26 protein-coding genes are annotated in these 23,849 nt (G+C 65.2%); 13 read left to right on the forward strand and 13 right to left on the reverse strand.

Annotated elements, in window-relative coordinates; all coding sequences use genetic code 11:
* The first annotated feature begins 9 nt into the window (after positions 1–9).
* Positions 10–657: a response regulator transcription factor gene (locus CH278_RS08435; RefSeq protein ID WP_094621612.1), complete on the forward strand. Its 648-nt coding sequence runs from the start codon at positions 10–12 to the stop codon at positions 655–657.
* 4 nt (positions 658–661) lie between these two features.
* Here the strand turns inward: CH278_RS08435 and CH278_RS08440 are convergent, their stop codons facing one another.
* Positions 662–1,861: a GNAT family N-acetyltransferase gene (locus CH278_RS08440; RefSeq protein ID WP_094621613.1), complete on the reverse strand. Its 1,200-nt coding sequence runs from the start codon at positions 1,859–1,861 to the stop codon at positions 662–664.
* Positions 1,862–1,936: 75 nt separating this feature from the next.
* On the opposite strand from CH278_RS08440, the gene CH278_RS08445 reads away from it, so the two are divergent.
* Together CH278_RS08445 and CH278_RS08450 are read left to right on the forward strand one after the other, a co-directional pair.
* On the forward strand, positions 1,937–2,740 hold the full coding sequence (locus CH278_RS08445) for a TrmH family RNA methyltransferase (protein ID WP_094621614.1): 804 nt from the start codon (positions 1,937–1,939) through the stop codon (positions 2,738–2,740).
* Positions 2,737–3,000, forward strand: a complete 264-nt coding sequence (locus tag CH278_RS08450; protein WP_094621615.1) for a DUF2537 domain-containing protein — start codon at positions 2,737–2,739, stop codon at positions 2,998–3,000. Before CH278_RS08445 ends, CH278_RS08450 begins: the two co-directional genes overlap by 4 nt.
* 95 nt (positions 3,001–3,095) lie before the next feature.
* On the opposite strand, the gene CH278_RS08455 is transcribed toward CH278_RS08450, so the two are convergent.
* The 5 genes from CH278_RS08455 to CH278_RS08475 all read right to left on the reverse strand — a co-directional run bounded on the left by CH278_RS08455 (position 3,096) and on the right by CH278_RS08475 (position 8,010).
* Positions 3,096–3,863: a DUF6928 family protein gene (locus tag CH278_RS08455; protein WP_094621616.1), complete on the reverse strand. Its 768-nt coding sequence runs from the start codon at positions 3,861–3,863 to the stop codon at positions 3,096–3,098.
* A 63-nt stretch (positions 3,864–3,926) separates the two neighbouring features.
* Positions 3,927–4,826, reverse strand: coding sequence for a septation protein SepH (gene sepH, locus CH278_RS08460; protein WP_032388595.1), 900 nt, complete (start codon positions 4,824–4,826; stop codon positions 3,927–3,929).
* A 111-nt stretch (positions 4,827–4,937) separates the two neighbouring features.
* Positions 4,938–5,609 carry a rhomboid-like protein gene (locus CH278_RS08465; RefSeq protein ID WP_032371302.1) on the reverse strand — a complete coding sequence of 224 codons (672 nt, stop codon included), beginning with the start codon at positions 5,607–5,609 and terminating at the stop codon, positions 4,938–4,940.
* Between the two features lie 91 nt (positions 5,610–5,700).
* Complete coding sequence (serC, locus tag CH278_RS08470; RefSeq protein ID WP_032365891.1) at positions 5,701–6,822, reverse strand: phosphoserine transaminase; 1,122 nt, start codon at positions 6,820–6,822, stop codon at positions 5,701–5,703.
* Between the two features lie 69 nt (positions 6,823–6,891).
* Complete coding sequence (locus CH278_RS08475) at positions 6,892–8,010, reverse strand: citrate synthase 2 (RefSeq protein ID WP_032365892.1); 1,119 nt, start codon at positions 8,008–8,010, stop codon at positions 6,892–6,894.
* Positions 8,011–8,144: 134 nt separating this feature from the next.
* On the opposite strand from CH278_RS08475, the gene pdxH reads away from it, so the two are divergent.
* From pdxH to CH278_RS08500, 5 genes are all read left to right on the forward strand, one after another.
* Positions 8,145–8,762 (forward strand): pyridoxamine 5'-phosphate oxidase, encoded by a 618-nt coding sequence (gene pdxH, locus CH278_RS08480; RefSeq protein WP_141214505.1) that lies wholly within the window; start codon positions 8,145–8,147, stop codon positions 8,760–8,762.
* A 5-nt stretch (positions 8,763–8,767) separates the two neighbouring features.
* Entirely contained in the window at positions 8,768–10,090 is a 1,323-nt protein-coding gene (locus tag CH278_RS08485; protein ID WP_052066337.1) for an MFS transporter, read from the forward strand.
* Positions 10,074–11,003 carry an aldose 1-epimerase family protein gene (locus CH278_RS08490; protein WP_032385849.1) on the forward strand — a complete coding sequence of 310 codons (930 nt, stop codon included), beginning with the start codon at positions 10,074–10,076 and terminating at the stop codon, positions 11,001–11,003. The genes CH278_RS08485 and CH278_RS08490 overlap by 17 nt, the downstream gene beginning before the upstream one ends.
* Positions 11,000–11,971 carry a carbohydrate kinase family protein gene (locus CH278_RS08495; RefSeq protein ID WP_027495924.1) on the forward strand — a complete coding sequence of 324 codons (972 nt, stop codon included), beginning with the start codon at positions 11,000–11,002 and terminating at the stop codon, positions 11,969–11,971. Before CH278_RS08490 ends, CH278_RS08495 begins: the two co-directional genes overlap by 4 nt.
* A gap of 70 nt (positions 11,972–12,041) precedes the next feature.
* Positions 12,042–13,340 carry a citrate synthase gene (locus CH278_RS08500; RefSeq protein ID WP_027495925.1) on the forward strand — a complete coding sequence of 433 codons (1,299 nt, stop codon included), beginning with the start codon at positions 12,042–12,044 and terminating at the stop codon, positions 13,338–13,340.
* Positions 13,341–13,539: 199 nt separating this feature from the next.
* On the opposite strand, the gene CH278_RS08505 is transcribed toward CH278_RS08500, so the two are convergent.
* On the reverse strand, positions 13,540–14,157 hold the full coding sequence (locus tag CH278_RS08505) for a TetR/AcrR family transcriptional regulator (protein WP_094621618.1): 618 nt from the start codon (positions 14,155–14,157) through the stop codon (positions 13,540–13,542).
* Positions 14,158–14,204: 47 nt separating this feature from the next.
* Between CH278_RS08505 and CH278_RS08510 the strand changes: the two genes are divergently transcribed.
* Positions 14,205–15,032: an alpha/beta fold hydrolase gene (locus CH278_RS08510; RefSeq protein WP_027495927.1), complete on the forward strand. Its 828-nt coding sequence runs from the start codon at positions 14,205–14,207 to the stop codon at positions 15,030–15,032.
* Positions 15,033–15,093: 61 nt separating this feature from the next.
* Here CH278_RS08510 and CH278_RS08515 read toward each other — a convergent pair whose 3' ends face one another.
* Positions 15,094–15,894, reverse strand: coding sequence for a carbon-nitrogen hydrolase family protein (locus CH278_RS08515; RefSeq protein WP_032399881.1), 801 nt, complete (start codon positions 15,892–15,894; stop codon positions 15,094–15,096).
* A 46-nt stretch (positions 15,895–15,940) separates the two neighbouring features.
* On the opposite strand from CH278_RS08515, the gene CH278_RS08520 reads away from it, so the two are divergent.
* Complete coding sequence (locus tag CH278_RS08520; RefSeq protein ID WP_032365894.1) at positions 15,941–16,582, forward strand: GntR family transcriptional regulator; 642 nt, start codon at positions 15,941–15,943, stop codon at positions 16,580–16,582.
* On the opposite strand, the gene CH278_RS08525 is transcribed toward CH278_RS08520, so the two are convergent.
* Positions 16,554–17,903, reverse strand: coding sequence for an MFS transporter (locus tag CH278_RS08525; RefSeq protein WP_094621619.1), 1,350 nt, complete (start codon positions 17,901–17,903; stop codon positions 16,554–16,556). The genes CH278_RS08520 and CH278_RS08525 overlap by 29 nt on opposite strands.
* 130 nt (positions 17,904–18,033) lie before the next feature.
* On the opposite strand from CH278_RS08525, the gene CH278_RS08530 reads away from it, so the two are divergent.
* A complete protein-coding gene (locus CH278_RS08530) occupies positions 18,034–18,708 on the forward strand; it encodes a DUF2848 domain-containing protein (RefSeq protein ID WP_094621620.1) in 675 nt (224 codons plus the stop codon).
* A gap of 84 nt (positions 18,709–18,792) precedes the next feature.
* Positions 18,793–19,152: an FKBP-type peptidyl-prolyl cis-trans isomerase gene (locus CH278_RS08535; RefSeq protein WP_027495932.1), complete on the forward strand. Its 360-nt coding sequence runs from the start codon at positions 18,793–18,795 to the stop codon at positions 19,150–19,152.
* An 11-nt stretch (positions 19,153–19,163) separates the two neighbouring features.
* Here CH278_RS08535 and CH278_RS08540 read toward each other — a convergent pair whose 3' ends face one another.
* The 3 genes from CH278_RS08540 to CH278_RS08550 are packed head-to-tail and all read right to left on the reverse strand — an operon-like array spanning position 19,164 to position 21,406.
* The gene (locus CH278_RS08540) at positions 19,164–20,465 is read right to left on the reverse strand and encodes a sensor histidine kinase (RefSeq protein ID WP_094621621.1); all 1,302 of its coding nucleotides are present in this window, start codon (positions 20,463–20,465) and stop codon (positions 19,164–19,166) included.
* Positions 20,462–21,190 carry a response regulator transcription factor gene (locus tag CH278_RS08545; protein WP_057473699.1) on the reverse strand — a complete coding sequence of 243 codons (729 nt, stop codon included), beginning with the start codon at positions 21,188–21,190 and terminating at the stop codon, positions 20,462–20,464. Before CH278_RS08545 ends, CH278_RS08540 begins: the two co-directional genes overlap by 4 nt.
* Positions 21,191–21,199: 9 nt before the next feature.
* Positions 21,200–21,406, reverse strand: a complete 207-nt coding sequence (locus CH278_RS08550) for a hypothetical protein (RefSeq protein WP_032365896.1) — start codon at positions 21,404–21,406, stop codon at positions 21,200–21,202.
* Positions 21,407–21,557: 151 nt separating this feature from the next.
* On the opposite strand from CH278_RS08550, the gene CH278_RS08555 reads away from it, so the two are divergent.
* The gene (locus CH278_RS08555; protein ID WP_094621622.1) at positions 21,558–22,886 is read left to right on the forward strand and encodes a cryptochrome/photolyase family protein; all 1,329 of its coding nucleotides are present in this window, start codon (positions 21,558–21,560) and stop codon (positions 22,884–22,886) included.
* Positions 22,887–22,892: 6 nt separating this feature from the next.
* Here CH278_RS08555 and CH278_RS08560 read toward each other — a convergent pair whose 3' ends face one another.
* Positions 22,893–23,795: a DMT family transporter gene (locus CH278_RS08560; RefSeq protein WP_048319362.1), complete on the reverse strand. Its 903-nt coding sequence runs from the start codon at positions 23,793–23,795 to the stop codon at positions 22,893–22,895.
* Positions 23,796–23,849: the final 54 nt, after the last annotated feature.

Below are 23,849 nucleotides of genomic sequence, written 5' to 3' on the forward strand. Positions count from 1 at the left end.
GGTGAGGTTATGAGCATTCGGATAGTGATCGCCGACGATCAGGCGTCGGTGCGCGAGGCGCTGGCGACGATGCTCGATCTGATCGACGACATCACCGTCGTCTCGACCGCGACGGACGGCGACAGCGCGGTCGCCGCAGTGCAGGCCGCGATGAGTACCGAATCCCTCGATGTCGTGCTGATGGACCTGCGGATGCCGGGCACCGACGGGATAGAGGCGACCCGAATCCTGAAGGGGCTCTTCCCCGATCTACCCGTGGTGGTGTTGACGACCTTCTCCGACGAACGCTCGATACTCGATGCACTCGGAGCGGGCGCACGCGGATATCTCACCAAGGACGCCGGACGGGTCGAGATAGCGGCGGCATTGCGGGCGGCGGCAGCCGGGCAGGCGGTGCTGAATCCGGAGGTACAGGCGCGCCTGCTCGGAGCCGTCGAGCACTCCCGTCCGCCCAAGATCCCAGCTGGTTTGACCCCGCGTGAGGTCGAGGTCCTACGCGCGATCGCGGCCGGCCTGTCGAACCGCGAGATCGCTCAGCAGATGTTCGTCAGCGAGGCGACAGTCAAGACACACATCAACCATCTGTTCGCCAAAGCCCGACTGCGAGATCGAGCGCAGGCCGTGCACTTCGCCTTCACACACGGGCTGGCAGGGTAGTCGCTCAGAAACCCCAACCCATGACGGCGGGACGCGCTGTTCCGAACGTCAGATCCAGCGCATGCAGAGATTCCTCGTTGCGGGCGGTGAGGCGATTGGCCGCGGCGAACAATCGGGCTCGGTGGGTACCGAAGTAGATGCTGGCGAGCACGTCGATGTCGAGTTCGATGTCCGGCTCGGATTCCACCCGGGTGCAGGTGGCTCTGCCGTCCGTGACGGTCAGCGAATAGGTACCGCCTGAGTCGAGGAAGGGATCCCGGACGGCGATGATCAGTGATGTGTCGAGGGCATAGGTGCGCGCCTCGAGGGCAGCCTCGACATGCATGATCCGGGCCCACAGAGCGTCGTGGTGAGCGGTGACCTTCGGCAGCCGGTTGTTGGTCAGCAGGAACGGCAGTGCCTCGTCGCGTGCCTGCCGTACCTCGATGGTGTCGACCAGGTCCACGCCGACGAGGATCTGCCACAGCGCGGCGTAGGCGTCGTCGGTCACCGCGATGAATTCCTCCACCACGACCCGGCTCGGGTTGCGTCCGCGTCGGTAGGCGACGTATCCGTCGGGATGTACGACGAAGAACAGTGCGGTCAGTCCGCCGCGTCGGTTCTCGCGATCGGCGAAGAAGCGCTCCCAGCGGATCGGCGGCTTGGGCTGCGCGCCTGCGGTCTGCTGCTGCCAGCGGTGGTAGATGTCAGGAAGCAGTTCGGTGGCCTCGGTCGATTCGATCAGCCGCACACCCGTCGCCGGGGGAGCGTCCTTGCGGAACTGAGCGAACCGACGGTCGATCGAGACGCTGATCTCCTCGGTCACCGGCCCGTAGCCGAAGCGTCCGTAGATCGTCGCCTCGCTGGCCGTCAGCAGTGACAACGGTGCGCCTGCATCGTTCAGAGCGCGATGCTGTTGGGTGAACATCGATCGCAGGATGCCGCGTCGGCGATGTGTCGGCGCGACGGACACCCAGGACACTCCCGATGCCTCGACTTGAGCTCCGCCGGGAACGGTCACCGACATCGGGAAGTGCATGGCCACACCGACCGGGGTCTCGCCGTCCCACGCCAGGTAGACGTGCTCGGACTTCGTCAAGATCTGCGTCTCGGCCAAGTCCTCGGCGTTCTGGTGCTCGCCGAACGCATGGGCGTCGAGCAGCGCGACGGCATCCCAGTCGTCGTCGGTGGCGGTACGGATGGTGATCGATTCGTCGGTAGTCATCGCTCACGACTTTTCCATACCGGGGTGGTGCTTCGCCGAGGGACTGCCAGAAATGCCGGGTGAGAAGATGAGCAGGTGGTGCATGTAATCGACATCGACGATCCCCTCGACCCGCGGCTCGACGACTTCCGCGACCTCAATTCCTCGGACAGGCGCCCCGATCTGCCCGAGGGCAAAGGGTTGGTGATCGCGGAGGGCGTGCTCGTCGCGCAGCGCCTACTGAGCTCGCGTTTTCCGATGATCAGCCTGCTCGGCGTGGATCGACGGCTCGACGCGTTGCGCGAGGACCTCGCCGATTCGGACGTTCCGTTCTATCGGACGTCGGCCGAGGTGATGGCCGAGGTCGTCGGCTTCCACCTCAACCGTGGTGTGTTGGCGGCGGCGAACAGGCCGCCGGCCCTCGATCTGGACGAGGTGCTGGCGGGCGCGAGCACGGTGGCGATTCTGGAAGGCGTCAACGATCACGAGAATCTCGGGTCGATGTTCCGCAATGCGGCCGGTCTCGGGGTGGACGCGGTGTTGTTCGGGGCCGCCTGCGCCGATCCCCTGTACCGACGGTCTGTCCGGGTGTCGATGGGGCATGTGCTCCGAGTGCCGTTCGCGAAGGTGCCCGAGTGGCCTCGTGGCCTCGATCGGGTGCGGCGGCACGGTTTTCAGCTGATCTCGCTGACGCCGAACCCGGAGGCGGTGTCTCTGGCGACGGCGATGACGGGGGAGAAGATCGCGTTGCTGCTCGGTGCCGAGGGGCCGGGTCTGACCGAACACGCCATGCGCGCCACAGACATTCGCGCTCGTATTCCGATGGCGCCCGGTACCGATTCACTCAATGTCGCGACGGCCGCGGCGATGGGCTTCTACGAACGGGTGCGTCTGACGTGAAGGATCCGGACGTTCGCTGGACCGGTGTCCCGGTTGCCGTGATCGCGGCGATCCTCGTCGCGGTGGCACTGACGGCGTTCGGCCTGGAACTGGCCAGAGTTCATCCGCTGCTCGCGATCGGCCTCAACCTCGTCGTCGTGGCAGGCGCAGCCCCGACGGTCATGCGGTGGCTCGGTGTTCCGGTATGGCGTTGGGCCGTGTACGGCGCGAGCGCCGGTGCGCTTCTGAGTTTCGTGGCACTGGCGGCTCTGGCGTTCTGACCGACCGGCCCGGACAGGGTTGCGCACTACCGCCGACGATCGGCGGAATCCCGTCGGCCGGCGGTCGTTGCGTGCAACGGTGCCCACCCGAGCCACTATTTGCGGGAGAACCAGCGCTTCTTCGGTCGCGGTGCGGGCTCGGCCGAGTCCGCTGCGGGTGCATTCTGGACCGGAACGGTCTGGGGCCGCGGCTCCTGCCCCGGCACGTACATGGTGAAACCGCAGACAGGCAGCGCATTCGGGTCGAGCTCGCCGGGCTTCGGGCCACCGGTGTAGCGGAAGCCGAGCCATTCGGCGTTTGCGGCTTCGGCGAATTCCTGGGGGTGGAACGGCAGTGACTGCGGATCCGGCATCACTCCGGGCGGGTAGATCAGCGGGTGGTCACCGGCCCAGAACGGACGCTCCCACACCAGAGGCAGACCGACGTCCTCGTAGATGTAGACGGGGGTGGCGCTGAACGAGCGTCGGAATTCACCGCGCTCCCAGTAGGCGAACGCGCCCCAGGCATGCTCGGGGTCCGAGGCGACGAGGTAGGTGTGCTCGGAGGCCAGTGGGCGGGTGACGGATTCGGGAAGGGTCGACGGCGTGGGCACCGACAAGTTGGATCCGCAGACGACGGTGACGCCGGGGTAGCACCCGATGAACACGTGATCGTCGTCCACGCCCGCCGAGGTCGAGATGGGTCCCTGCTCGAGGGGGACGGCCGTGAGATGGGGGTAGAGCCGTCCGACGAGCGCACTGGCGGCGTTCCAGTCGGAGGTGGTGGCTTCTCGCAGTACCGATATGGGATCCGGTGCGTCCACGTACCAGATCGTTGATGCTTTGGCCCCCACTACCGGCACCTCTCTCTCCGTGACTTCCATCGAAGCCTACGGTGTGGGTGTCGACACTCCGACATCGCGCGGCACATCGGTCACACGAAGAACTCAGTTGTGACCGCTGCTGCGCACACCGAGCAGGACGTCTTCCCACGATGGCATGGCCGGCTTGCCACGCTTGTCCTTGCCGCTGGTGTGACCGGCGGCAGGCTTGGGTGCGGGCCTGGGCTCCCTCGCCACCGCTTCGCGCGGCTGCTCGGGCTCGGGAGTCGGCGCATCGTCCACCTCGACGTCGATGGTCTCGGCGTCGATCTCGCTGTCGGCGGTGGTGCCGTAGTACTCGTCGAAACTCTGCTGCGAGGTCTCGTCGTCGGAATCCTCGGCGGAGGCAAGTGCACGTACCGGGGCCAGGCCGCGGAGTTGACGTCCGAAGTCCGGGTCGATCAGTTCGCGTGCGGTGTCGTCGAGTGGTGCGATGGTGCCGCCGTGACCGTCGGGCAAGAACTGCCAGTGCGCTTTGTTGGTGGTGCGACCTGCCTGCCACTTCAGCTGGGCGACCCACTTGTTGTCCTCGTCGCGCCAGGCGTCCCACGCCGCGTCGTCGAGGTTGTGTCCGCGAGCGCGGAAGGCGAGGGTGACGATGTCGAGCAGGGTCTGCACAGCCGGGCCGTCGTGCCGCAGCGGATGTCCGGCCTGGGCCATCGACGCTGCCTGCGAACGCTCGAGCAGTACGGGGTGCGCGAACACCTCGACTCGGCTGATGGCCATTCCGGAATCTGCGGCGACCTGTTCGATGGTCGCGCCGCTGCGGATACGGGCCTGGATTTCCTTCGGCCGGAGCAAGCTGTCCATTTCGATCTCAATCTGTCCTAGTCGAGCGATGTCTCCGCGTGAGGCTGCGCGGAGTTTGTCGTCGGCTGGAAGCCGGAATCTGTCGCCGGTTTTGGGATCTGCGCACACGACGAACTTTCCGTCGGCCTCGAGACCCACCACACGTAAGTCTCGCACCTTGACCTCCTCATCGCGCCGGCTCGCGATACCGTCGAATTCGAGCCTAGTTCACCTACCGTATTCGGCGGGTGTCCGACACGCCTCGCGGCGGCGGCGTCGGTTTCTTTCTCAGAGAGTAGACAGCTGCGCGCTCGGTTGCACCCGATCGGCCGAAGTCGAGTCGATTCGATTGCGGGACAACGGCATTGCGTCTCGGCGAAGAAAGAACACGCCGAGTCCGAGTCCGATGGTCAGCGCCAGGGCGTGGCCGGCAGCGGTGAACGAGGGATCCGTGATGGCTCCGGCGGCGACAACGGCGATCCACAATGCGCCCCACACTGCGCGCCACGGCATCGTCAGGTATCGAATCAAGGACCCCGCCACCGCAGCTGCGGCATAACTGACCCCGACGTCGACGGCTACGGCCAACGAGTCGGCAAACCAGTCGACGTGGATGCCGACGAACAGCCCGACAGCTACCAGTGCCGTCGCGCCGATGTGCCCGGCGCAGAACGTGAGCAGAAACCGGCGCCACCCCGAGACCCACTCGGCGACGGCGAACAGGATGGCGACCGAGGCGAGCCACCACCAATCGGGCCGGCCTTCGGTGAGGAAGGCGCTGGTGACGAGCGTGGCGAGATGACCGTCGGTGAGATTGTGCAGGTTGGTGCTCGCGGCGTGCAGCACATGCCAACGATCGTGCGGCCCGATCTGCCCAAGAGTGACGGTTCCTGCGGCTGTGAGCAGGCAGTACACGAGCGTCACCCGCAGTCGTAGAACGACGGACAGGAGCCTGGACATGCGAACGCTCCCTCCGAGGTCGTTACGCTTGCGTAATTGATAGCAAGTGTAGGCCTCGGAGGGAGCGCTGTAGCTGTGAGTTGGCTGCCGACTAGCTCAGCGTGGAGACGACCCAGTCGATGCTCTTGGTCAGTGCGGTGATGTCGTCCGGCTCGATGGCCGGGAACATACCGACACGCAGCTGGTTGCGGCCGAGCTTGCGGTACGGCTCGGTGTCGACGACGCCGTTGGCGCGCAGGATCTTGGCGACCTGGGCCGCGTCGACCTTCTCGTCGAAGTCGATCGTGCCGACGACCTGGCTGCGGTGATCCGGGTTGGTCACGAACGGCGTTGCGAAGTCACTGTTCTCGGCCCAGTCGTACAGGCGTGAGGACGAGTCCGCGGTCCGCTTCGTGGCCCAGTCCAGTCCACCCTGCGAATTGAGCCATTCGATCTGGTCTGCGAAGAGCAGAAGCGTCGCCACTGCGGGGGTGTTGTACGTCTGGTCCTTGCTGCTGTTGTCGACGGCGATCGGCAACGACAGGAAGTCCGGAACCCACCGGCCACTGGAGGCGATCTCGTCGACGCGGGCTAGCGCGGCCGGGCTCATCAGCGCGACCCACAGGCCACCGTCGGCGGCGAAGCACTTCTGCGGAGCGAAGTAGTAGACGTCGGAATCGGCGACGTTCACCGGCAGACCGCCGGCACCGGAGGTGGCGTCGATCGCGATGAGGGCGTTCTCCGAGCCGGCCGGACGGCTGACCGGGATGGCCACGCCCGTCGAGGTCTCGTTGTGGGCCCAACCGATGAGGTCCACGGACGGATCCGACGTGGGCTCGGGCGCGCTGCCGGGCTCGGCCTTGACGACGATCGGATCGCCGATGAACGGGTTGTTCTTGGCCACCGAGGCGAACTTCGAGCTGAACTCACCGTTGGTCAGGTGCAGCGACTTCTCCCGGATGAGGCCGAACGCAGCGGCATCCCAGAACGCGGTGGTACCACCGTTGCCGAGCACGACCTCGTAGCCCTCGGGGAGCGAGAACAGGTCTTTCAGACCACTGCGTACACGTCCGACGACGTCCTTGACGGGCTTCTGGCGGTGGCTGGTGCCGAACACGGACGCACCGACGTCGACCAGGGACTGCAGCTGCTCGGGGCGAACCTTGGACGGGCCGCAACCGAAGCGTCCGTCGGCGGGAAGAAGATCGGCGGGAATGATCGGCAAATCGGCCATGGAGTAGCGCGTCCTAGCGTCGATGGAATATGGCCTCCACAGGCTAGTCGGGTGTCATGACACCGTCGACTACCGGATCAGCTCCCAGCCCTCGACGGAGTCGGGGGTGCGGGGTTCGGGGCCGGTGTAGAGGGCGGCGGGGCGCACCAACTTGCCCAGGCGTTTCTGCTCGAGAATGTGAGCGCACCAGCCGGCGGTGCGTCCGCAGGTGAACATCGCGGGCATCATGTGTGCCGGGACCTCGGCGAAGTCGAGGATCACGGCGGCCCAGAACTCGACGTTGGTCTCGATGGCACGATCGGGGCGGCGTTCGCGCAGTTCCGTCAACGCGGCCTGTTCGAGCGCGGCGGCAACCTCGTAGCGCGGAGCGTTCAGGCGCTTGGCGGTGGCGCGCAGGACGCGGGCTCGGGGGTCCTCGGCGCGGTAGACGCGGTGCCCGAAGCCCATGAGCTTTTCCTTGCGGTCGAGGATTCCGGTGATCAGCGCGCGGGCGTCGCCGGTCTTCTCGACTTCTTCGATCATGGGCAGTACGCGGGCCGGGGCGCCGCCGTGCAGTGGGCCGGACATCGCGCCGATGGCTCCGGAGAGGCATGCTGCGACGTCTGCTCCGGTGGAGGCGATGACGCGGGCGGTGAACGTCGATGCATTCATGCCGTGTTCGGCGGCGGACACCCAGTAGGCGTCGATGGCGGCGACGTGTGCGGGGTCGGGCTCGCCCTTCCAGCGGACCATGAAGCGTTCGGTCACGGTGGCTGCCTGATCGATGCGGCTCTGGGGCACAGCGGGCTGGTAGATCCCGCGAGCGGACTGCGCGACGTAGGACAGCGCCATCACCGAGGCGCGGGCCAGGTTGTCGCGGGCGGTGCTGTCGTCGATGTCGAGTACCGGCTGATATCCCCAGATGGGAGCGAGCATCGCCAGGCCTGCCTGGACGTCGACGCGGACGTCACCGGTGTGGATGGGCAGGGGGAACGGCTCGGCCGGTGGCAGGCCGCGGCCGAATTCCCCGTCGACCAACAGCGCCCACACATCGCCGAAGGTGACGCCCTGTGCAACCAGTTCCTCGATGTCGACTCCGCGGTAACGCAGTGCGCCGCCGTCCTTGTCGGGTTCGGCGATGTCGGAGGTGAAGGCGACCACACCTTCGAGACCGGGAACGAAATCTTCGGGAACGTGTTGAACAGCCATGGTCTGTGGACTCCCTCGTCGCGACTGCGCCCGGCTCTGCGCCGCATCCGGGCGTGCTTGCGGAAACCATAGCGAGCTTTTACGCGGGAGTAGCGTCTGGGTTCGTGTCTGCAGACGAACAGCGCCTGGCCACCATGCGAGTGGACTACGGCGAGCCCAAGGATCTCGACGTCGACGCCCTGAGCGACGGCTGGTTGCCACTGGCCCGGCAGTGGCTCTCGGACGCCGTTGCCGCGAATCTGCCCGAGCCCAACGCGATCGTGCTCGGCACGGTCGACGCTGCCGGTAGGCCCGCGACCCGCACCGTCCTGTGCAAGGACCTCGACGCCGAGGGCGTGGTGTTCTACACCAACTACGACTCGGACAAGGGCCGCGCGTTGGCGTCGACGCCGTACGCGTCCATCACCTTTCCGTGGATCGGCATCGCCCGTCAGCTCACCGTCCGCGGACCGGTCACCAGAGTCGACCGAGACACCACCGAGGCGTACTGGCGGACGCGACCGCGCGGCTCGCAGCTGGGTGCATGGGCGTCGGAGCAATCGCGAACCGTCGTGTCTCGCGACGCCCTCGCCGCGCAACTGGCCGAGGTCACCGCGACGTTCGACGGACGCGAGGTGCCGGTGCCGCCGAACTGGGGCGGCATCCGCGTCGAACCGGAGGTCGTCGAATTCTGGCAGGGTCGAACCAGCCGGATGCACAACAGAATTCGAGTGATGCCGGCGAGCGGTGTGATCGAGCGACTGCAACCGTGAGCGGGCTGCGCGGCATCCTGGCCGACACGACCCCGCTGAAGACTCCCGCATATCGCCGCCTGTGGCTGGCGAACATCGTCACCGTCATCGGCGCGCAGCTCTCGATCGTCGCTGTGCCGCAACAGGTTTATCAGATCACCCTGAGCTCGGCCTACGTCGGCTTGACGGGCGTGTTCGCTCTGGTGCCCCTCATCGTGTTCGGGCTGTGGGGCGGGGCCCTGGCCGACGTGATGGACCGCCGAACCTTGTTGATGATCACCACGTTCGGTCTGATCGGAACGTCGACACTGTTCTGGTTGCAGGCGTTCCTGGAACTGAACAACGTGTGGATCGTGTTGGTGCTGTTGGCAATTCAGCAGGCCTTTTTCGCCGTCAATCAGCCGACCCGCAGTGCGATACTGCCGCGAATCCTGCCCGCGGCGCAGCTGCCCGCCGCGAACTCTCTGAACATGACGGTGATGAACTTCGGTGCCATCGCCGGTCCGCTCAGTGCAGGCATCCTCATCTACTACATCGGACTGGAGACGCTCTACCTGATCGACACCATCGCACTGTTCGCCACGCTGTGGGCGGTGATCAGGCTGCCGGGCATTCCGCCGGCCAAGTCCGGTCAACGCGCTGGATTGCGTTCGGTGTTCGAGGGTTTCGCGTACCTCGCGACCCAGAAGGTGCTGCTGGCGTCCTTCGTCGTCGACATCATCGCCATGGTGTTCGGGATGCCACGGGCGCTGTTCCCGCAGATCGCCCACGACAGTTTCGGGGACCCGGCCTCGGGTGGGCCCGTGCTCGGCATGCTGTTCGCGGCGATGTCCGCGGGAGCGGTGCTCGGTGGAGTGTTCTCCGGTTGGCTACCGCGCGTGCAGCGTCAAGGACTTGCGGTGTTGATCTGCATCGTCGTCTGGGGCGTGGCGATGATCGGATTCGGGCTCGCCGTCGGTGCGGCGACCGACGGAGCGACGACGGTTGCCCTGTGGTTCGCACTGGCGTTTCTGGCGCTCGGTGGTGGTGCCGACATGATCTCGGCGGCGTTCCGCAGCACGATGCTGCAGACGGTGGCGACCGACGAGATGCGCGGCCGACTGCAAGGCGTCTTCATCGTCGTCGTCGCGGGAGGGCCCCGGATCGGCGATGTTCTGCACGGCGCGGCAGCGGCCTCGGTGGGGACGGCCGCGGCCGCCGCAGGAGGCGGTGTGCTGGTGGTCATCGGTGTCTCGATCGCAGCCCTCGCGCTACCGGCATTCATTCGCTACCGAGTGGGCGCAATCGTCGGTAGCAAGACGGTGGACGACACCGTCGTGGACAATGGCTCGCATGGCTCCCACAGCTGAGGCGCAGACGTATTCGTTGACGAGCGGCAAGTATCGCGCCGACGTCGCTGCTGTCGGAGCGGGCCTGCGGGTCCTCGAGTACGACGGCTCACCGCTCACCGAAACGTGGGAGGCGGGCACCAAGCCGCCGCTGTCGGCGGGACTGGTGTTGGCCCCGTGGCCCAATCGAACGGCCGACGGAACGTTCACGTTCGAAGGCGTCGAACATCGGTTGGAGATCACCGAACCGGCCCGCAACAACGCGAGCCACGGTTTCGTCCGACGGGTGGAGTGGACTCTCGACGAGCACACCGAGTCTCGCGTCGAGCAGAGCGTGGACATCGGTACGCACGAGGGTTGGCCGTTCTCGTTGCGATTGACGGTGGCACACGAGCTGTCCGACGACGGTCTGACGGTGACCGCGTCGGCGACGAACACGGGCGAATCGGCTGCGCCGTACGGAATGGGATTCCATACCTACGTGCGTGTCGGGGACGTACCCCTCGACGAATGCACGCTCGAACTGTCCGCGGGTACGCGGCTGCCGCTCGATCCGGTACGCAATCTGCCCGTAGGGCTTTCGGTGCCGACGGCCGATACCGAGTACGACTTTCGGCAGCCTCGGAACCTCGAGGGCGTGCAGCTCGACACTCCGTTCAGTGCCTCGGTGCCGGACGTAGACGGACGCGCGAAGCACACACTGCGTGGCCCCGACGGCACCGCGACGGTGCTGTGGACCGACAGCAACTTCGGGTGGGTGCAGGTGTTCACCGCCGATCCCGCCAACGATCAGGCGTACCCGGATCGGGGACGTGCGTTGGCGATCGAACCGATGACCTGCCCGCCCGACGCGTTGAATTCCGAGATCGATCTGATCGTGCTCGACCCGGGTCAGACCTGGTCCGGCAGCTGGGGAATGGAGTACGAGAAGTGACGATTCTGGTGTGCGGCGAAGCATTGGTGGATTTGGTGCCGGTGCACGAGGGGCCGCTGCTCTCACCGAAACTCGGCGGCGGGCCGTTCAACGTCGCCATCTCGATCGGTCGGTTGGGGTCGCCGGTTGCCTATCTCTCCCGCATCTCTCGCGACTCGTTCGGCGAGCAGATCCTGGCGAGTCTGCGCGATGCCGGTGTCGACATCTCGTGGGTGCAGCGCGGTGACGAGCCGACGACGTTGGCGATGACGACCCTCGCCGAGGACGGCAGCGCCGAGTACTCGTTCTACGCCGATGGCACGGCCGATCGACTCGTCGCCGATCCCGGTGATCTGCCCGACGAGATCAGCGTTCTGTCCTTCGGCACGTTGTCGTTGCTGTACGAGCCCGGCGCGTCGGTGTACGCCGAACTGCTGCATCGAGCTCGGGCCGCGGGCAAGCTGACGATGCTCGACCCCAATATTCGCCCGGCCGCCATCGACAGCACCAGCGGCGACATCACCGCCGACGGATTCCGCGATCGCTTTCGCTCGTGGTTGCCGAGCATCGACATTCTCAAGGTGTCCGAGGACGACTCGCACTGGCTGGGACTGGGCACCCAGGGCACCACCGTCGACGACTGGCTCGCCGCTGGGGTGACCGCGGTGGTGATGACCCGCGGCGGAGACGGAATCTCGGTGTTCACCGCGTCCGGGGAGACGACGGCCACGGGAGTGACAGCAGCCGAGGAGGTGTCGGTACCGGGCGTTGCCGTCGACGTCGTCGACACGATCGGCGCTGGTGACACCGTGCACGGCGCACTGTTGAGCTACCTGGAAAAAGAGACCATTATCACATCGAAAGCGGTACAGGAGATGACCGGGGAGGATTGGCGGCAAGCTCTTTCGTTCGCTGCCACGGCAGCCGCGATCACGGTTTCACGACCCGGTGCCGACCCTCCCTGGGCGTCCGAGGCACCGAGAGACTAGTTTCACTAGCGACGTTAGAACTGTCCGTTTTAAGTACGTGTCCGTTACACGAGTTCGAGAGGGACCATTCGTGCCCGCTGAGAATGATGCCAAAGCCACCCTCACCTACCCCGGTGGCGAATATTCCATGTCGATTGCCGAGGCCAGTGAAGGCAACAACGGTATCGAGCTGGGAAAGCTGCTGGCGACCACCGGCTACACGACGCTGGACGGCGGGTTCGTCAACACCGCGTCCACCAAGTCGGCCATCACGTACATCGACGGTGACGCGGGGATCCTGCGCTACCGCGGTTACCCGATCGAACAGCTTGCGGGCAAGTCGTCGTTCATCGAGGTCAGCTACCTGTTGATCTACGGGGAGCTGCCGTCCGAGGACGAGCTCGAGACGTTCACCGACCGCATCCGTCGCCACACGTTGCTGCACGAGGACCTCAAGCGTTTCTTCGACGGCTTTCCGCGCAACGCCCACCCGATGCCGGTGCTGTCGAGCGCGGTCAACGCACTGTCGGCGTACTACCAGGATTCGCTCGAGCCGAACGATCCCGAGCAGGTCGAGCTCTCCACCATCCGTCTGCTGGCCAAGCTGCCGACCATCGCGGCTTACGCCTACAAGAAGTCGGTCGGTCAGCCGTTCCTGTACCCGGACAACTCGAAGAGCCTGGTCGAGAACTTCCTGCGCATGACGTTCGGCTTCCCCGCCGAGCCGTACGAGGTCGATCCCGAGATCGTCAAGGCACTCGACATGCTGCTCATCCTGCACGCCGACCACGAGCAGAACTGCTCGACGTCGACGGTCCGCCTCGTCGGATCCTCGCAGGCCAACCTCTTCACCTCGATCTCCGGCGGCATCAACGCGCTATGGGGCCCGCTGCACGGCGGTGCCAACCAGGCCGTGCTCGAGATGCTCGACAAGATCAAGGCCGAGGGCGGCGACGCCACCGACTTCCTGCGTCGAGTGAAGAACAAGGAAGACGGCGTCAAGCTCATGGGCTTCGGACACCGGGTGTACAAGAACTTCGATCCGCGCGCGACGCTGGTCAAGGAAACCGCACACACGATCCTGGGCAAGCTGGGCAACGGCGACGAACTGCTCGAGATCGCCCTCAAGCTCGAAGAGACCGCACTCACCGACGACTACTTCGTCGAGCGCAAGCTGTACCCCAACGTCGACTTCTACACCGGCCTGATCTACCGCGCGATGGGCTTCCCGCCGCGCATGTTCACGGTGTTGTTCGCGATGGGTCGTCTCCCGGGCTGGATCGCGCACTGGCGCGAGCAGAACGAGGACACCACCGGCAAGATCGGCCGTCCGCGCCAGATCTACACCGGCTACACCGAGCGCGACTACCAGGACGTCAGCTCCCGCTAGCTCTTGCTGCACGACAACGCCGCCGGCTCCCCTCGGGAGTCGGCGGCGTTGTCGTTTACGGCCTGCGTATCCCGCCGAGTTCGCAGTTACGCAGGTGATATGGCCACTCTTGGCTGCACAACTGCGATCTCGCTGCGTGACGGGGCTTGGTGTCCCGGCGAACTCGAAGTTATGGACGAGATTCGGCCGGAATCCATCCCTAACTTCGAGTTCGCGGCTGCAGTTCTGTTCGAGCGTGCGCGATGAACCACTGCTCCCATTGCTCGGAGGTCCATCCGCGCTCGCGGGTCAATCTCAGCCACACCGAGCGAGCCGTGAGCAACCACATGGCGTCGACGACGATGTCCGGCGGAGGACCGCCGAGAATCAGCCCTGCTGCCCAACGGTTCTCGTCCCATCGCGTTTTCTCGCGGACCGAGAGTCGCTGCGCAGCAACTGGATCCACTACTGCGGCCTCGTCCAGCACGTGTTGTATGGCCGCGGATCGCTCATGTGCCCCGCGGAGCCAGGCCGCGCCGGCGGCGAGTCGTTCCTCGAACGTTCCGGTGCCCATCTTCTCGTAGTCCGGCAACTGGCGGACGGGCGAGTCCAGGCCGTTCGAGAGCGCACTGTCGATGCATCCGTCCAGTAACGCGAGCTTGCCGTCGAATTGTTGGTAGACGGTCTGCCGGGTCAGACCGGCAGCCGACGCGACGTCGGCCATGGTGGTGGCGACCCATCCTCGACTCAGGAACATCGCATGTGCGGCGTCGGTCACTGCGGCGCGGTTGAGTCGAGCGCGCTCGGTACGCAGGTCCGACGAGTAAGCCCTGGCCATGAGACGCAGTCTAGACATAATTGAGATTACGCTGTGTAATGTTAAATATGAACGAGTACCACTTTCCTACTCGACTCGGTCGGTTACACGTCCGAGTGACGGGCACGGGACCGCCGGTTGTGCTGTGGCACAGCATGTTCGTCGACTCCTCGAGCTGGGATCGCGTTCTGCCGGAGCTGGCTGCAGCTCGGACTGTGCACCTGGTCGACGCCCCATCCTGTGGTTCGAGCGACCCGTTGAGCGAAGCCGCCGATATCTCGGCGTGTGCCGATGCCGCTGTCGAACTAGTGGAAGAGATGCAGCGCCGATGGGGATTCGGCAGCGTCGATTGGGTCGGAAATGCTTGGGGTGGTCATGTCGGTATGGAGGTAGCCGCGCGACGACCGGATTTGATCTCGACCCTCGTTGCGATCAGTGCGCCGACGCATCCCATCGACGAGCCGTTGCGTCGCAAGGTCCGCATGCTGCTGCCGCTGTATCATCTTGTCGGGCTTCGTGGCCCGGTGCGATCGGCCATCGAGGAAACCATTTTCACCGATCACTCCCGAGCTCACGACCCCGAGGCGGTGCAGTTGCTGCGCGACGCAATCGGGCGGGCGGGCCGTCGGGCGACCATCCTGGCCATCGAAACGGCGATTCTGAATCGAACGGACTTGAATTGGGCTGCACGGGCCTTGACGTGTCCGACCCTGTTCGTCACCACCGACGATCGTGGTGAATGGACGCCGGAGGAGGCCCGCGCCGTGGTCGCCACGATGGTCGATGCGCGCGAGGTCACCGTCAGCGGCGCGCGGGTGATACCGGCGTTGGAGCAGCCGGATCGACTGGCCGAGGTGGTCGACGAGTTCTGGTCCAGGCGCGCAGATCCTCGCTGAACTCGAAGTTATGGACGGATTTGGGCCGGAATTCGTCCATAACTTCGAGTTCGCGGCGCGCTCAGGCGTCGAAGTGCTTGCGGTTCTTCAGCACTGGCAGGTTCTTGCGCACGGCGTCGACCAGCTCGGTATGAATGTCGATGGTCAGCATTCCGGGCGTCGCGTCCAGTTGGCCGAGAATTTCGCCGGTGGGGGAGCAGACGATGCTGTGTCCCACGCCCAACGGTGCATTTCCCTCGGCGGCAGCCGGTTCGGCTTGGTCGCAGGCTGCGATGAACGTCGTCGAATCCAGTGCGCGCGCGCGAGCGAGCAGGGTCCACTGCTCCACTTTGCCGTCGCCCGATCCCCAGGACGCCGGAACCACGACGAGTTCGGCACCGAGGTCCCCGAGTTTCTGGAACAGGGCAGGGAAGCGAATGTCGTAGCAGGTCGCGAAGCCGACGCGGACTCCCGCGATGTCGAGCACGAGCGGGTCGGAACCCGGTGCGACGGTATCGGATTCGGCGAATCCGAACGCGTCGAACAGATGAATCTTGTCGTAGCTCGCCTCGACGCCCGGGCCGGTGACGAGCAGTGTGTTGGTCACTCTGTCGTCGGGCGCGGGAGTGAACATTCCGGCGACGACGGTGATGCCGGCGTCGGACGCGATCCGACGAACGGTCTGTGCCCATTCGCCGTCAAGTGGCTGTGCGAACTTTCGGATGGGTCCGCCGAAGCAGCGCATCATTGCCTCCGGGAACACGACGAGGTCCGAGCCTGCGTGCGCCGCGGCGCGGGTGTGGGTCTCGACGAGTTCGAGGTTCTCGGTGGGATTTTCGCCACTGGTGATCTGGGCCAGGCTGATGCGGATAGTCGAGCTCACGGTGTGACTCCTGGTTTCGTCGGGGGAAGACAGGTATACATATCGTATGCAACCACTGTCGGGGAGGGACAAGGCGTACCAGTTCGTCCGTGATCAGGTGTTGTCGTCACCGGCCGCCACCGGCACTTTTCTGAACGAACAGGAACTTGCGACTCGAATCGGCGTATCGCGCACGCCGGTCCGTGAGGCGTTGCTGATGCTGCAGTCCGAGGGTCTGGTCGAGATGGTGCCCAAGCGCGGTGCCCATGTGCCGGCGATGTCCGGACGGCAGATCGCCGAATTGATGGATCTGCGTGGCGTTCTGGAACGGCACGCGGCGTCGCGGGCGTTGCGTGCCGGTGACGCTCCGATCGCGGCGATGCAGCATGCGTTGCATCAGCAGGAGCTGCTGATGAACTCCGACAGCACCGACGCTCCCAAGGAATTCATCGACTGGGACGGGACGTTCCATCAGAGTTTGATCGATTCGGCGGGCAGTGATCTGCTCTCGCGCACGTATGCCGGTTTGCGGGCGCGTCAGCTCCGAGTGGGCTTGAGTGCGTTGTTCACCGCCGCCAACCGGCAACACCGAGTGTGCGCCGAGCACCAGGCCATCATCGACGCACTGAGTGCCGGCGACGAGGGCCTGGTGCACGAGAAGATCGACGCTCACCTCGAGGTCACGCTTCAGACTCTGTTGCGCGCGTAGCGTTTTCGTGCTGCTGGCCCAGCAGCACGTAGTGCTCGTCCTCGGTGGGGTCCGGGTTGCGTCCGAGGGCGAGGCCGACGAGTGTCACGGCACCGACGACGACGATGTACCCGGCGATCGGCACCCAGCTGTCCGTCTTGTCCAACAGGTAGACGAAGATCAGCGGGGCCATCGCGCCACCGAAAACACCGGCGATCGTGTACGCCAACGAGCTGCCGGTCGAGCGCAATCGAACGCTGAACTGCTCGGTGACGAATGCTGCCTGTGGCCCGTACATGAACGAGTGGAACGCCAGGCCCACAACCACACCCAGGATCAGCAGCGGTAGCGATCCTCCGCCGATGACGAGGAAGAAGATCGCACTCCACGCGACACCGCCCACGGCTGCGACGCTGTAGACGAGGCGTCGGTTGATGCGATCGGACACCGCTCCGGCGAGCGGGATCAGGCCGAGTTGGCATGCCGACCCGATCAGAATGGCGGTGAGTACCTCACTGCGCTCGAAGCCCAACTTCTGTGTGCCGTAGGTGATCGAGAAGACGGTGAACAGCGCGTAGATGACGTCCGGTGCGACACGAGACATGATGCCAGCCACCAGGGGTCGTAGCTCGGTCTTGAACACTTCGCTGATCGGTGCCTCGGATCGTTCGCCGCTTTCCTGCAGCGCCTTGAACACCGGGGTGTCCTCGAGCTTCAACCGGATCCACAGACCGAATCCGACGAGTACCGCGGAGAACAGGAACGCCACGCGCCATCCCCAGGACTCGAACTGCTGGTCGGTCAATGTCAGCGTCAGAACGGCAAGTGCGCCGTTGGCGAGCAGGTTGCCTGCGGGTGGTCCGATCTGTGCTGCCGAGGACCAGAATCCGCGTTTGCGGGGATCGCCGTATTCGCTCGACAGGAGAACGGCTCCGCCCCATTCGCCGCCGACGGCAACGCCCTGACAGAAACGCATCGTGACGAGAATGATCGGTGCCGCGATGCCGATGGAGTCGTATCCGGGGATCAGGCCGATGGCGAACGTCGTGACGCCGATCAACATCAGGGTGATGACGAGGAGCTGTTTTCGTCCGATGACGTCGCCGAGCCGTCCGAAGACGAACCCTCCGACCGGACGGGCGACGTAGCCGACGGCGTATGTCGAGAAAGCCAGCAGAGTCCCGGTCAGCGGGTCAATGTCCGGGAAGAAGACCAGCGGAAACACCAGAGCTGCGGCGGCCGAGTAGACCGCGAAGTCGTACCACTCCAATGCCGTTCCGGTGAGGCTGGCCGCAAAGGCCTTGGCCAGGCCTTTTCTATCTACCGAAACAGGTTCGGTCATGACGACTCCTTCGTGTGCCTGGGATCACTGTATCCGTTGTACCTGCTCCATACTTGCTGTATACAAGACGTATGCGCAAGGCTTTGGGCGCATCGGAAACAGAAAATTTACGAGGAGAGGGTCCTTACTGATGCTCACATTCACGCTGCCCGACGGCACATCCGAATCGGTCGAGGTGAAGGCCTTGCTCAACGCCGGGTACGCCGGACGCAACCAGGAGGAGGTGGCGTCGCACATCGCGGAGCTGGCCGAACTGGGCGTCCCTGCCCCGACGGTGACGCCCGCGCTGTATCCGATTTCGCCATACCTGGCGCAGCAGACGGACGCCGTTGCCGTCCAGCACGGCCGTACGTCGGGCGAGGCCGAGTGGGCGCTGGTGATCCTGGGCGACACCATCGACGACGTGCTACTGACGGTCGCCTGCGATCACACTGACCGTGACCTGGAGGTGCACAGTGTCGCATGGAGCAAGAACGCGGCACCCGATGTGCTCGGCACCGGCGCGTGGCGTCTGTCGGAGGTCGCCGATCGGCTGGACGAGATCACCTTGACCGCGTGGGCGGACGGCGTCGCAATTCAGACCGGAACACTCGGTGATCTTCTCGCTCCGCACTACTGGCTCGACGTGCTCGCCGGCCGTGGACTGTTCACCCGTGGAACCGTGTTGATCTCCGGCACCATCTCGATGCACCCCGGTGTGAACCAGTTCGCCGACACCTGGAAGGTCGAGATGTCCGACCCCGCAACCGGCAATACGCTGACCTGCGAATACAAGACGATGTTGATGCCAGCTCCGATCGGCTGACCGTGACGACGTAAAATCGGTGCCGACCATGCCCAGAACACCGCAGTCGGCGTCGGCGGGCCGGCACAACCGCAGGAGACTTCAGTGACGAAGCCAGTGATCGAATTTCAAGCCGGACCGGCACCGTTGGATCTGGTGACGGTCGACCTCGTCGAAGGTGACGGCGCAGAGGCAGTACCGGGCGGAAACGTAGAGGTGCACTACGTCGGCGTCGAGTTCGACACCGGCGAGGAGTTCGACTCGTCCTGGAACCGCGGCGAGTCCATCCAGTTCCCGCTCCGTGGTCTCATTCAGGGCTGGCAGGACGGCATCCCCGGGATGAAGGTCGGCGGACGCCGCCAGCTCACCATCCCGCCGGAGCTCGCGTACGGCCCCGCCGGCGCAGGTCACCGTCTGTCCGGCAAGACGCTCGTCTTCGTCATCGATCTGCTCGACGTCAAGTAGCAGATCTCTCGTCAGCGGTCCTGTAGCTCGAGCACCAATCGGGCGCCCCCGAGGGGGCTGTCTGCCAGATATGCGCGGCCACCGTGCAATTCGGCCTGCTGGGCCACCAGCGCGAGACCGAGGCCGGAGCCGCCCTTCGCGGCTCCGGCTCCGCGCTCGAAGCGTCCGAACACCAACTCGCGTTCGTCCACCGGAACGCCGGATCCGTTGTCGTCGATCAGGATTCGGACCAGCGCGTCCGCGCGCTCGACGCGAATGACGACGGTGCTCGCCCCGCCGTGCCGGACGGCGTTGCCGATCGCGTTGTCCACCGCGAGTCGAACTCCGGTGGGTAGTGCGCGAATCGTGATCTCGCACTCCGGTTCCGACTCCACCCGAACGTCCAGACCCGGGTGCTGACGCTGCGCATCCTGCGCGGCGACGTCGCAGATGTCGATGATGTCGGTCTCGACCCGGTCGCCCTCGCTGGACAATTCACCCGACGCCAATCGTTCGAGCGCGGTCAGGGTCGTCTCGACTCGGCCCTGAGTGCGCTCGAGGTCGGTCAGAATTTCTTGTTGCTGCGCGCGCTCGAGGTCGAGGGTGCGCAGCACTTCGATGTCGGTACGCATCGCCGTCAACGGGGTGCGCAGCTCGTGGGCCGACACGGCCGCAAAATCGCGTGCCGTGTCCAGGGCAGCATTGGTGCGTTCCTGTGCCTCGTTCAGTCGGGTGAGCATGCCCCCGATCGCGACCGCGAGCTCGTCGGCCTCGGTGACTCCGGTTCGGGTCTGCGGCGCCGACGGAGGCTGAGCGCTGACCTGCCGCGTCAGCGTCACCAGCGGTCTGACGGCACGTCCTCCGAACAGCCAACCCAGGCCCGTCGACACGGCGACCGCAGCCAGCCCCAGCAGGATCACCTGTCTCTGTTGCTCGTCGGTCACCTGCTGCGCCTCGATGGCCGGGACACCGATGGAGATGGACACGGACGAGACCACGGTCGAGGTCGCGGTGTAGACCCGAAACCGCTGACCGTCCACATCCACTGTCTGAGAACCGGTGTCGAGGGCGGGCAACCGCGTAGGAGTCGAGGCGACGACGATGTCTCCGCTGCGAATGGTGACAGCGAACGCTCCGGACAGCTGATCGATGAAGGCTTCCAGCGTCGACGAGTTCGGGACCAGCACCTGCGATGCCGTCGTCAGACGCTCGTCGAGCTGGTTGACGTTGTTGCGGGAAATGGCCACCGACGTCACCACGGCCAGGGCCGCCACGACGAGGGTGGCACCGAGGGCAGTCGCCGCCGCGACCCGGGCGCGAAGTGAGAAACTCATACCGACTCCCGCACGACGAAGCCCACTCCGCGGACGGTGTGCAGGATGCGCGGCGAGCCGTCGCTCTCGAGTTTGCGGCGTAGATAGCCGACGAACACGTCGACGACGTTGGTGTCGGCGACGAAGTCGTATCCCCAGACCAATTCGAGGAGTCGCTCGCGCGTCAGTACGACGCCCTTGTTGCGCGCAAGAATGGCCAGCAACTCGAACTCGCGCTTCGTGAGATCGATGTCGACGCCGCCGCGGTGCACTCGGTACCCCGCGATGTCGACAACCAAAGTGCCCACGGCGACAGCCGAATTGGGGAGCCCGGGATCGGCTGCCGGAAGGACAGGACTGGTGCCGCGCCGTCGGAGCATGGCCCGGATGCGGGCCACCAGCTCGGCGAGCACGAACGGTTTGGTGAGGTAATCGTCGGCACCGGATTCGAGACCCGCGATGCGATCGTCCACGGAGCTGCGGGCGCTGAGAACACAGATCGGAATGTCGTTCCCCATGGCGCGCAACGCAGTCACGACGCTTGCGCCGTCGAGCACCGGCATGTTGATGTCCAGCACGATCGCATCGGGCGAGGTGCGCGACACCACGCCGAGCGCCTCGGCCCCGTCCGACGCCGTGATGACCGTGAAGCCGGACAGGCGCAGGCCGCGCTGCAACGACGACAACACATCGGTGTCATCGTCGACGACGAGGACGGTGGCGGGGGTGCTCGGCGATTCGGTCACCTCCCAATGCTAGGCAACCCAGCTGTCTACGGTGGTACGCCGCTCCTCGGGCGTCTTGGCAAAGAATTCTTCCAGGGCCGTGCGGCGATCGACGTCGGCGTCGAGGGTCCAGGCGAGGGCGGGTGCCTTGGCATAGAGCTGCTCGTAGTACTTCTCGAACGTGCAGGTGCTCTCGACGAGGGAGAGGGCACCGGGGAAGGGGCGGATGTTCGTCATGATGTTCTCTCCTCTGCTCGCGGCTGATCGGCGTATTTCCCAAGGTAGGGGGCGATGTTGCGGCGTCGGTGAGCATGGATTGGCGATTCTCTGAGAATCCCCGAAACAGCGATGGGGGTTGCTCGTAGCCGGGTTGGGTAAGACTGACGGCATGTCGCTCGTTTGGTTTCGCCGTGATCTCCGACTGGGGGATCTGCCCACCCTCACCGCCGCTGCCGAGTCCGGGGATCCGGTACTGGGGCTCTTCGTACTGGACGACCGATTGCTGAAGCCCTCCGGCGGTCCGCGCAAGGACTTCCTGTTCCGGTCGCTCGAGGCACTGAACGAGCAGCTCGACGGCAGACTGATGGTGGTGCACGGCGAACCCGAGACGGTGGTGCCGAAGGTGGCGAAGGCAATCGACGCCGACGAGGTCCACATCAGCGCCGATTACGGTCCGTACGGCCGGGAGCGGGACCAGCGCGTCGGCGAGAAGGTGACGCTGGTCGAGACCGGGTCGCCGTATGCCGTTGCGCCCGGACGAATCACCAAGGACGACGGTGAGCCGTACAAGGTGTTCACGCCGTACTCGCGGCAGTGGATGGAACACGGTTGGCGTGGACCAGCCGATACGTCCGCGAAAACCGTGACGTGGATCGACCCCGACGACGTGAAAGGCGTGAAGAGGGCGAAAGTTCCGAGCGAGAAGGAGACCTCCGACGCCGATGCAGGGGAGAAGGCCGCACTGGCGCAGTGGAAAGACTTTCTCGACGACGTCTCGAAGTACGACGACGAACGCAACCGCCCCGACCTCGATTCGACGAGCCGGATGTCGGTGCATCTGAAGTACGGCACCATTCACCCGCGAACCATGCTGGCCGACCTGGGCAAGCTCCGCAACGAGGGTGCTGCCGCGTATCGGCGGCAGATCTGCTGGCGAGACTTCTACGCCGACATCCTGTTTCAGCGCCCCGACAGTGCGCGCGAGAACTACGTCAAGAAGTTCGACAAGATCGAACTGGACTCGGGCAAGCACGCCGACGAGCTGTTCGAGGCCTGGTGCAAGGGCGAGACCGGCTTTCCGATCGTCGATGCCGGTATGCGGCAACTGAACTCGGAGAAGTGGATGCACAACCGGGTGCGGATGATCGTTGCGTCGTTCCTCGTCAAGGACCTGCACCTGCCGTGGTGGCGAGGTGCCCGCTATTTCATGCAGCATCTCGTCGACGGGGATCTGGCCAACAACCAGCACGGTTGGCAGTGGACCGCGGGCACCGGTACCGACGCCTCGCCGTACTTTCGGGTGTTCAACCCGATCACCCAAGGTGAGAAATTCGATCCGACGGGCGATTACGTCCGGCGCTGGGTGCCGGAGCTACGCGGTGAGGAGGGAAAAGCCGTGCACACGTTGAAGTTCGGCCGACCCAAGGAGTACGTGGATCCGATCGTCGACCACAAGCACGAGCGTGAGGTTGCTATTGCTCGGTTCAAGGCGCTGTAACGGCTGCTATTTCCTGCGGGACAATCCGACCCCGACGAGGCAGATGACACCGCCGACGACGGCGAGAATGTGCGGTATCTCGCCGAGCAACAACCAGGCCAGAGTGATGGTGATCGGCGGCACCGCATACGTGGTGATGCCGAGCTTGCCTGCGTTCATTCTCGTCAACGCGTAGGCCCAGGTGCTGAACGCCAGCGCGGTGGGAACCAGGCCGAGGTAGACCAATCCGCCGGTGGCTCCGGCCGAGGCGGTGGACAGGTCGTCGAGCAGAGCAGGCGCGAACGGGAGTGTGCAGACCGCGCCGATGGTGCAGGCCATCCAGGTGACCTGCAGGCCGGGGACCGTGCGCAGTACCGGCTTCTGGCTGAGTACTCCGATCGCATAGGTCACTGCGGATACGAGACACAGTGCGATGCCGAGGAAGTCGGCGTCCGTCCTGGTGGTCGAGGTGGTGGTGACGGCGGTGACGACGCCGACCATGACAGCACCGGCGAACGCGATACCGGCACCGATCACCAACCACTTCGGAAAGCCCTCGCCCAGAAGCAGACCGGCGAACAGGGCCACCAGGATAGGGCCGATCTGAATGATCATCGACGTCGTTCCGGCGTCTACACGTTGCTCGGCGGCGTTGAGGGCGACGTTGTAAACGCCGAACCAGAACACGCCGACGCTGGCGATCTGTAACCACTGCGTGCGGTTCGGCTTGACCCACTGTCTCCTGATCAACACGATCGCGCCGAGTGCGCACGATCCGATGAGGAGCCTGCCCAGAGCGAGTGGGCCGGCACCGAACGATTCGCCGACGCCGCGGATGGCGACGAAGGCCGAGGCCCACGAGATCACCGTGACGGTGACCGCACCGAGGGCGAGCCAGTCGACGGCGGGGCGGGTGTCGAGATCTGTCATGCCGAGGACGCTATCGTGCGGGAGTGCCCCATGGCGCGCGGGTTTCGGCCATGG

The organism is Rhodococcus sp. 05-2254-5, assembly GCF_002258575.1.
Lineage (GTDB): Bacteria > Actinomycetota > Actinomycetes > Mycobacteriales > Mycobacteriaceae > Rhodococcoides > Rhodococcoides fascians.

What these genes read in the sequence shown, in the direction of transcription:
- CH278_RS08475 (WP_032365892.1), bottom strand. Translation starts at nt 8,010, where the DNA reads ATGGCTGTTCAACACGTTCCCGAAGATTTCGTTCCCGGTCTCGAAGGT.
- serC (WP_032365891.1), bottom strand. Translation starts at nt 6,822, where the DNA reads ATGGCCGATTTGCCGATCATTCCCGCCGATCTTCTTCCCGCCGACGGA.
- CH278_RS08510 (WP_027495927.1), top strand. Translation starts at nt 14,205, where the DNA reads ATGAACGAGTACCACTTTCCTACTCGACTCGGTCGGTTACACGTCCGA.
- CH278_RS08435 (WP_094621612.1), top strand. Translation starts at nt 10, where the DNA reads ATGAGCATTCGGATAGTGATCGCCGACGATCAGGCGTCGGTGCGCGAG.
- CH278_RS08440 (WP_094621613.1), bottom strand. Translation starts at nt 1,861, where the DNA reads ATGACTACCGACGAATCGATCACCATCCGTACCGCCACCGACGACGAC.
- CH278_RS08525 (WP_094621619.1), bottom strand. Translation starts at nt 17,903, where the DNA reads ATGACCGAACCTGTTTCGGTAGATAGAAAAGGCCTGGCCAAGGCCTTT.
- CH278_RS08530 (WP_094621620.1), top strand. Translation starts at nt 18,034, where the DNA reads ATGCTCACATTCACGCTGCCCGACGGCACATCCGAATCGGTCGAGGTG.
- CH278_RS08505 (WP_094621618.1), bottom strand. Translation starts at nt 14,157, where the DNA reads ATGGCCAGGGCTTACTCGTCGGACCTGCGTACCGAGCGCGCTCGACTC.
- CH278_RS08520 (WP_032365894.1), top strand. Translation starts at nt 15,941, where the DNA reads ATGCAACCACTGTCGGGGAGGGACAAGGCGTACCAGTTCGTCCGTGAT.
- CH278_RS08540 (WP_094621621.1), bottom strand. Translation starts at nt 20,465, where the DNA reads ATGAGTTTCTCACTTCGCGCCCGGGTCGCGGCGGCGACTGCCCTCGGT.
- pdxH (WP_141214505.1), top strand. Translation starts at nt 8,145, where the DNA reads ATGCGAGTGGACTACGGCGAGCCCAAGGATCTCGACGTCGACGCCCTG.
- CH278_RS08490 (WP_032385849.1), top strand. Translation starts at nt 10,074, where the DNA reads ATGGCTCCCACAGCTGAGGCGCAGACGTATTCGTTGACGAGCGGCAAG.
- CH278_RS08455 (WP_094621616.1), bottom strand. Translation starts at nt 3,863, where the DNA reads ATGGAAGTCACGGAGAGAGAGGTGCCGGTAGTGGGGGCCAAAGCATCA.
- CH278_RS08560 (WP_048319362.1), bottom strand. Translation starts at nt 23,795, where the DNA reads ATGACAGATCTCGACACCCGCCCCGCCGTCGACTGGCTCGCCCTCGGT.
- CH278_RS08465 (WP_032371302.1), bottom strand. Translation starts at nt 5,609, where the DNA reads ATGTCCAGGCTCCTGTCCGTCGTTCTACGACTGCGGGTGACGCTCGTG.
- CH278_RS08550 (WP_032365896.1), bottom strand. Translation starts at nt 21,406, where the DNA reads ATGACGAACATCCGCCCCTTCCCCGGTGCCCTCTCCCTCGTCGAGAGC.
- CH278_RS08555 (WP_094621622.1), top strand. Translation starts at nt 21,558, where the DNA reads ATGTCGCTCGTTTGGTTTCGCCGTGATCTCCGACTGGGGGATCTGCCC.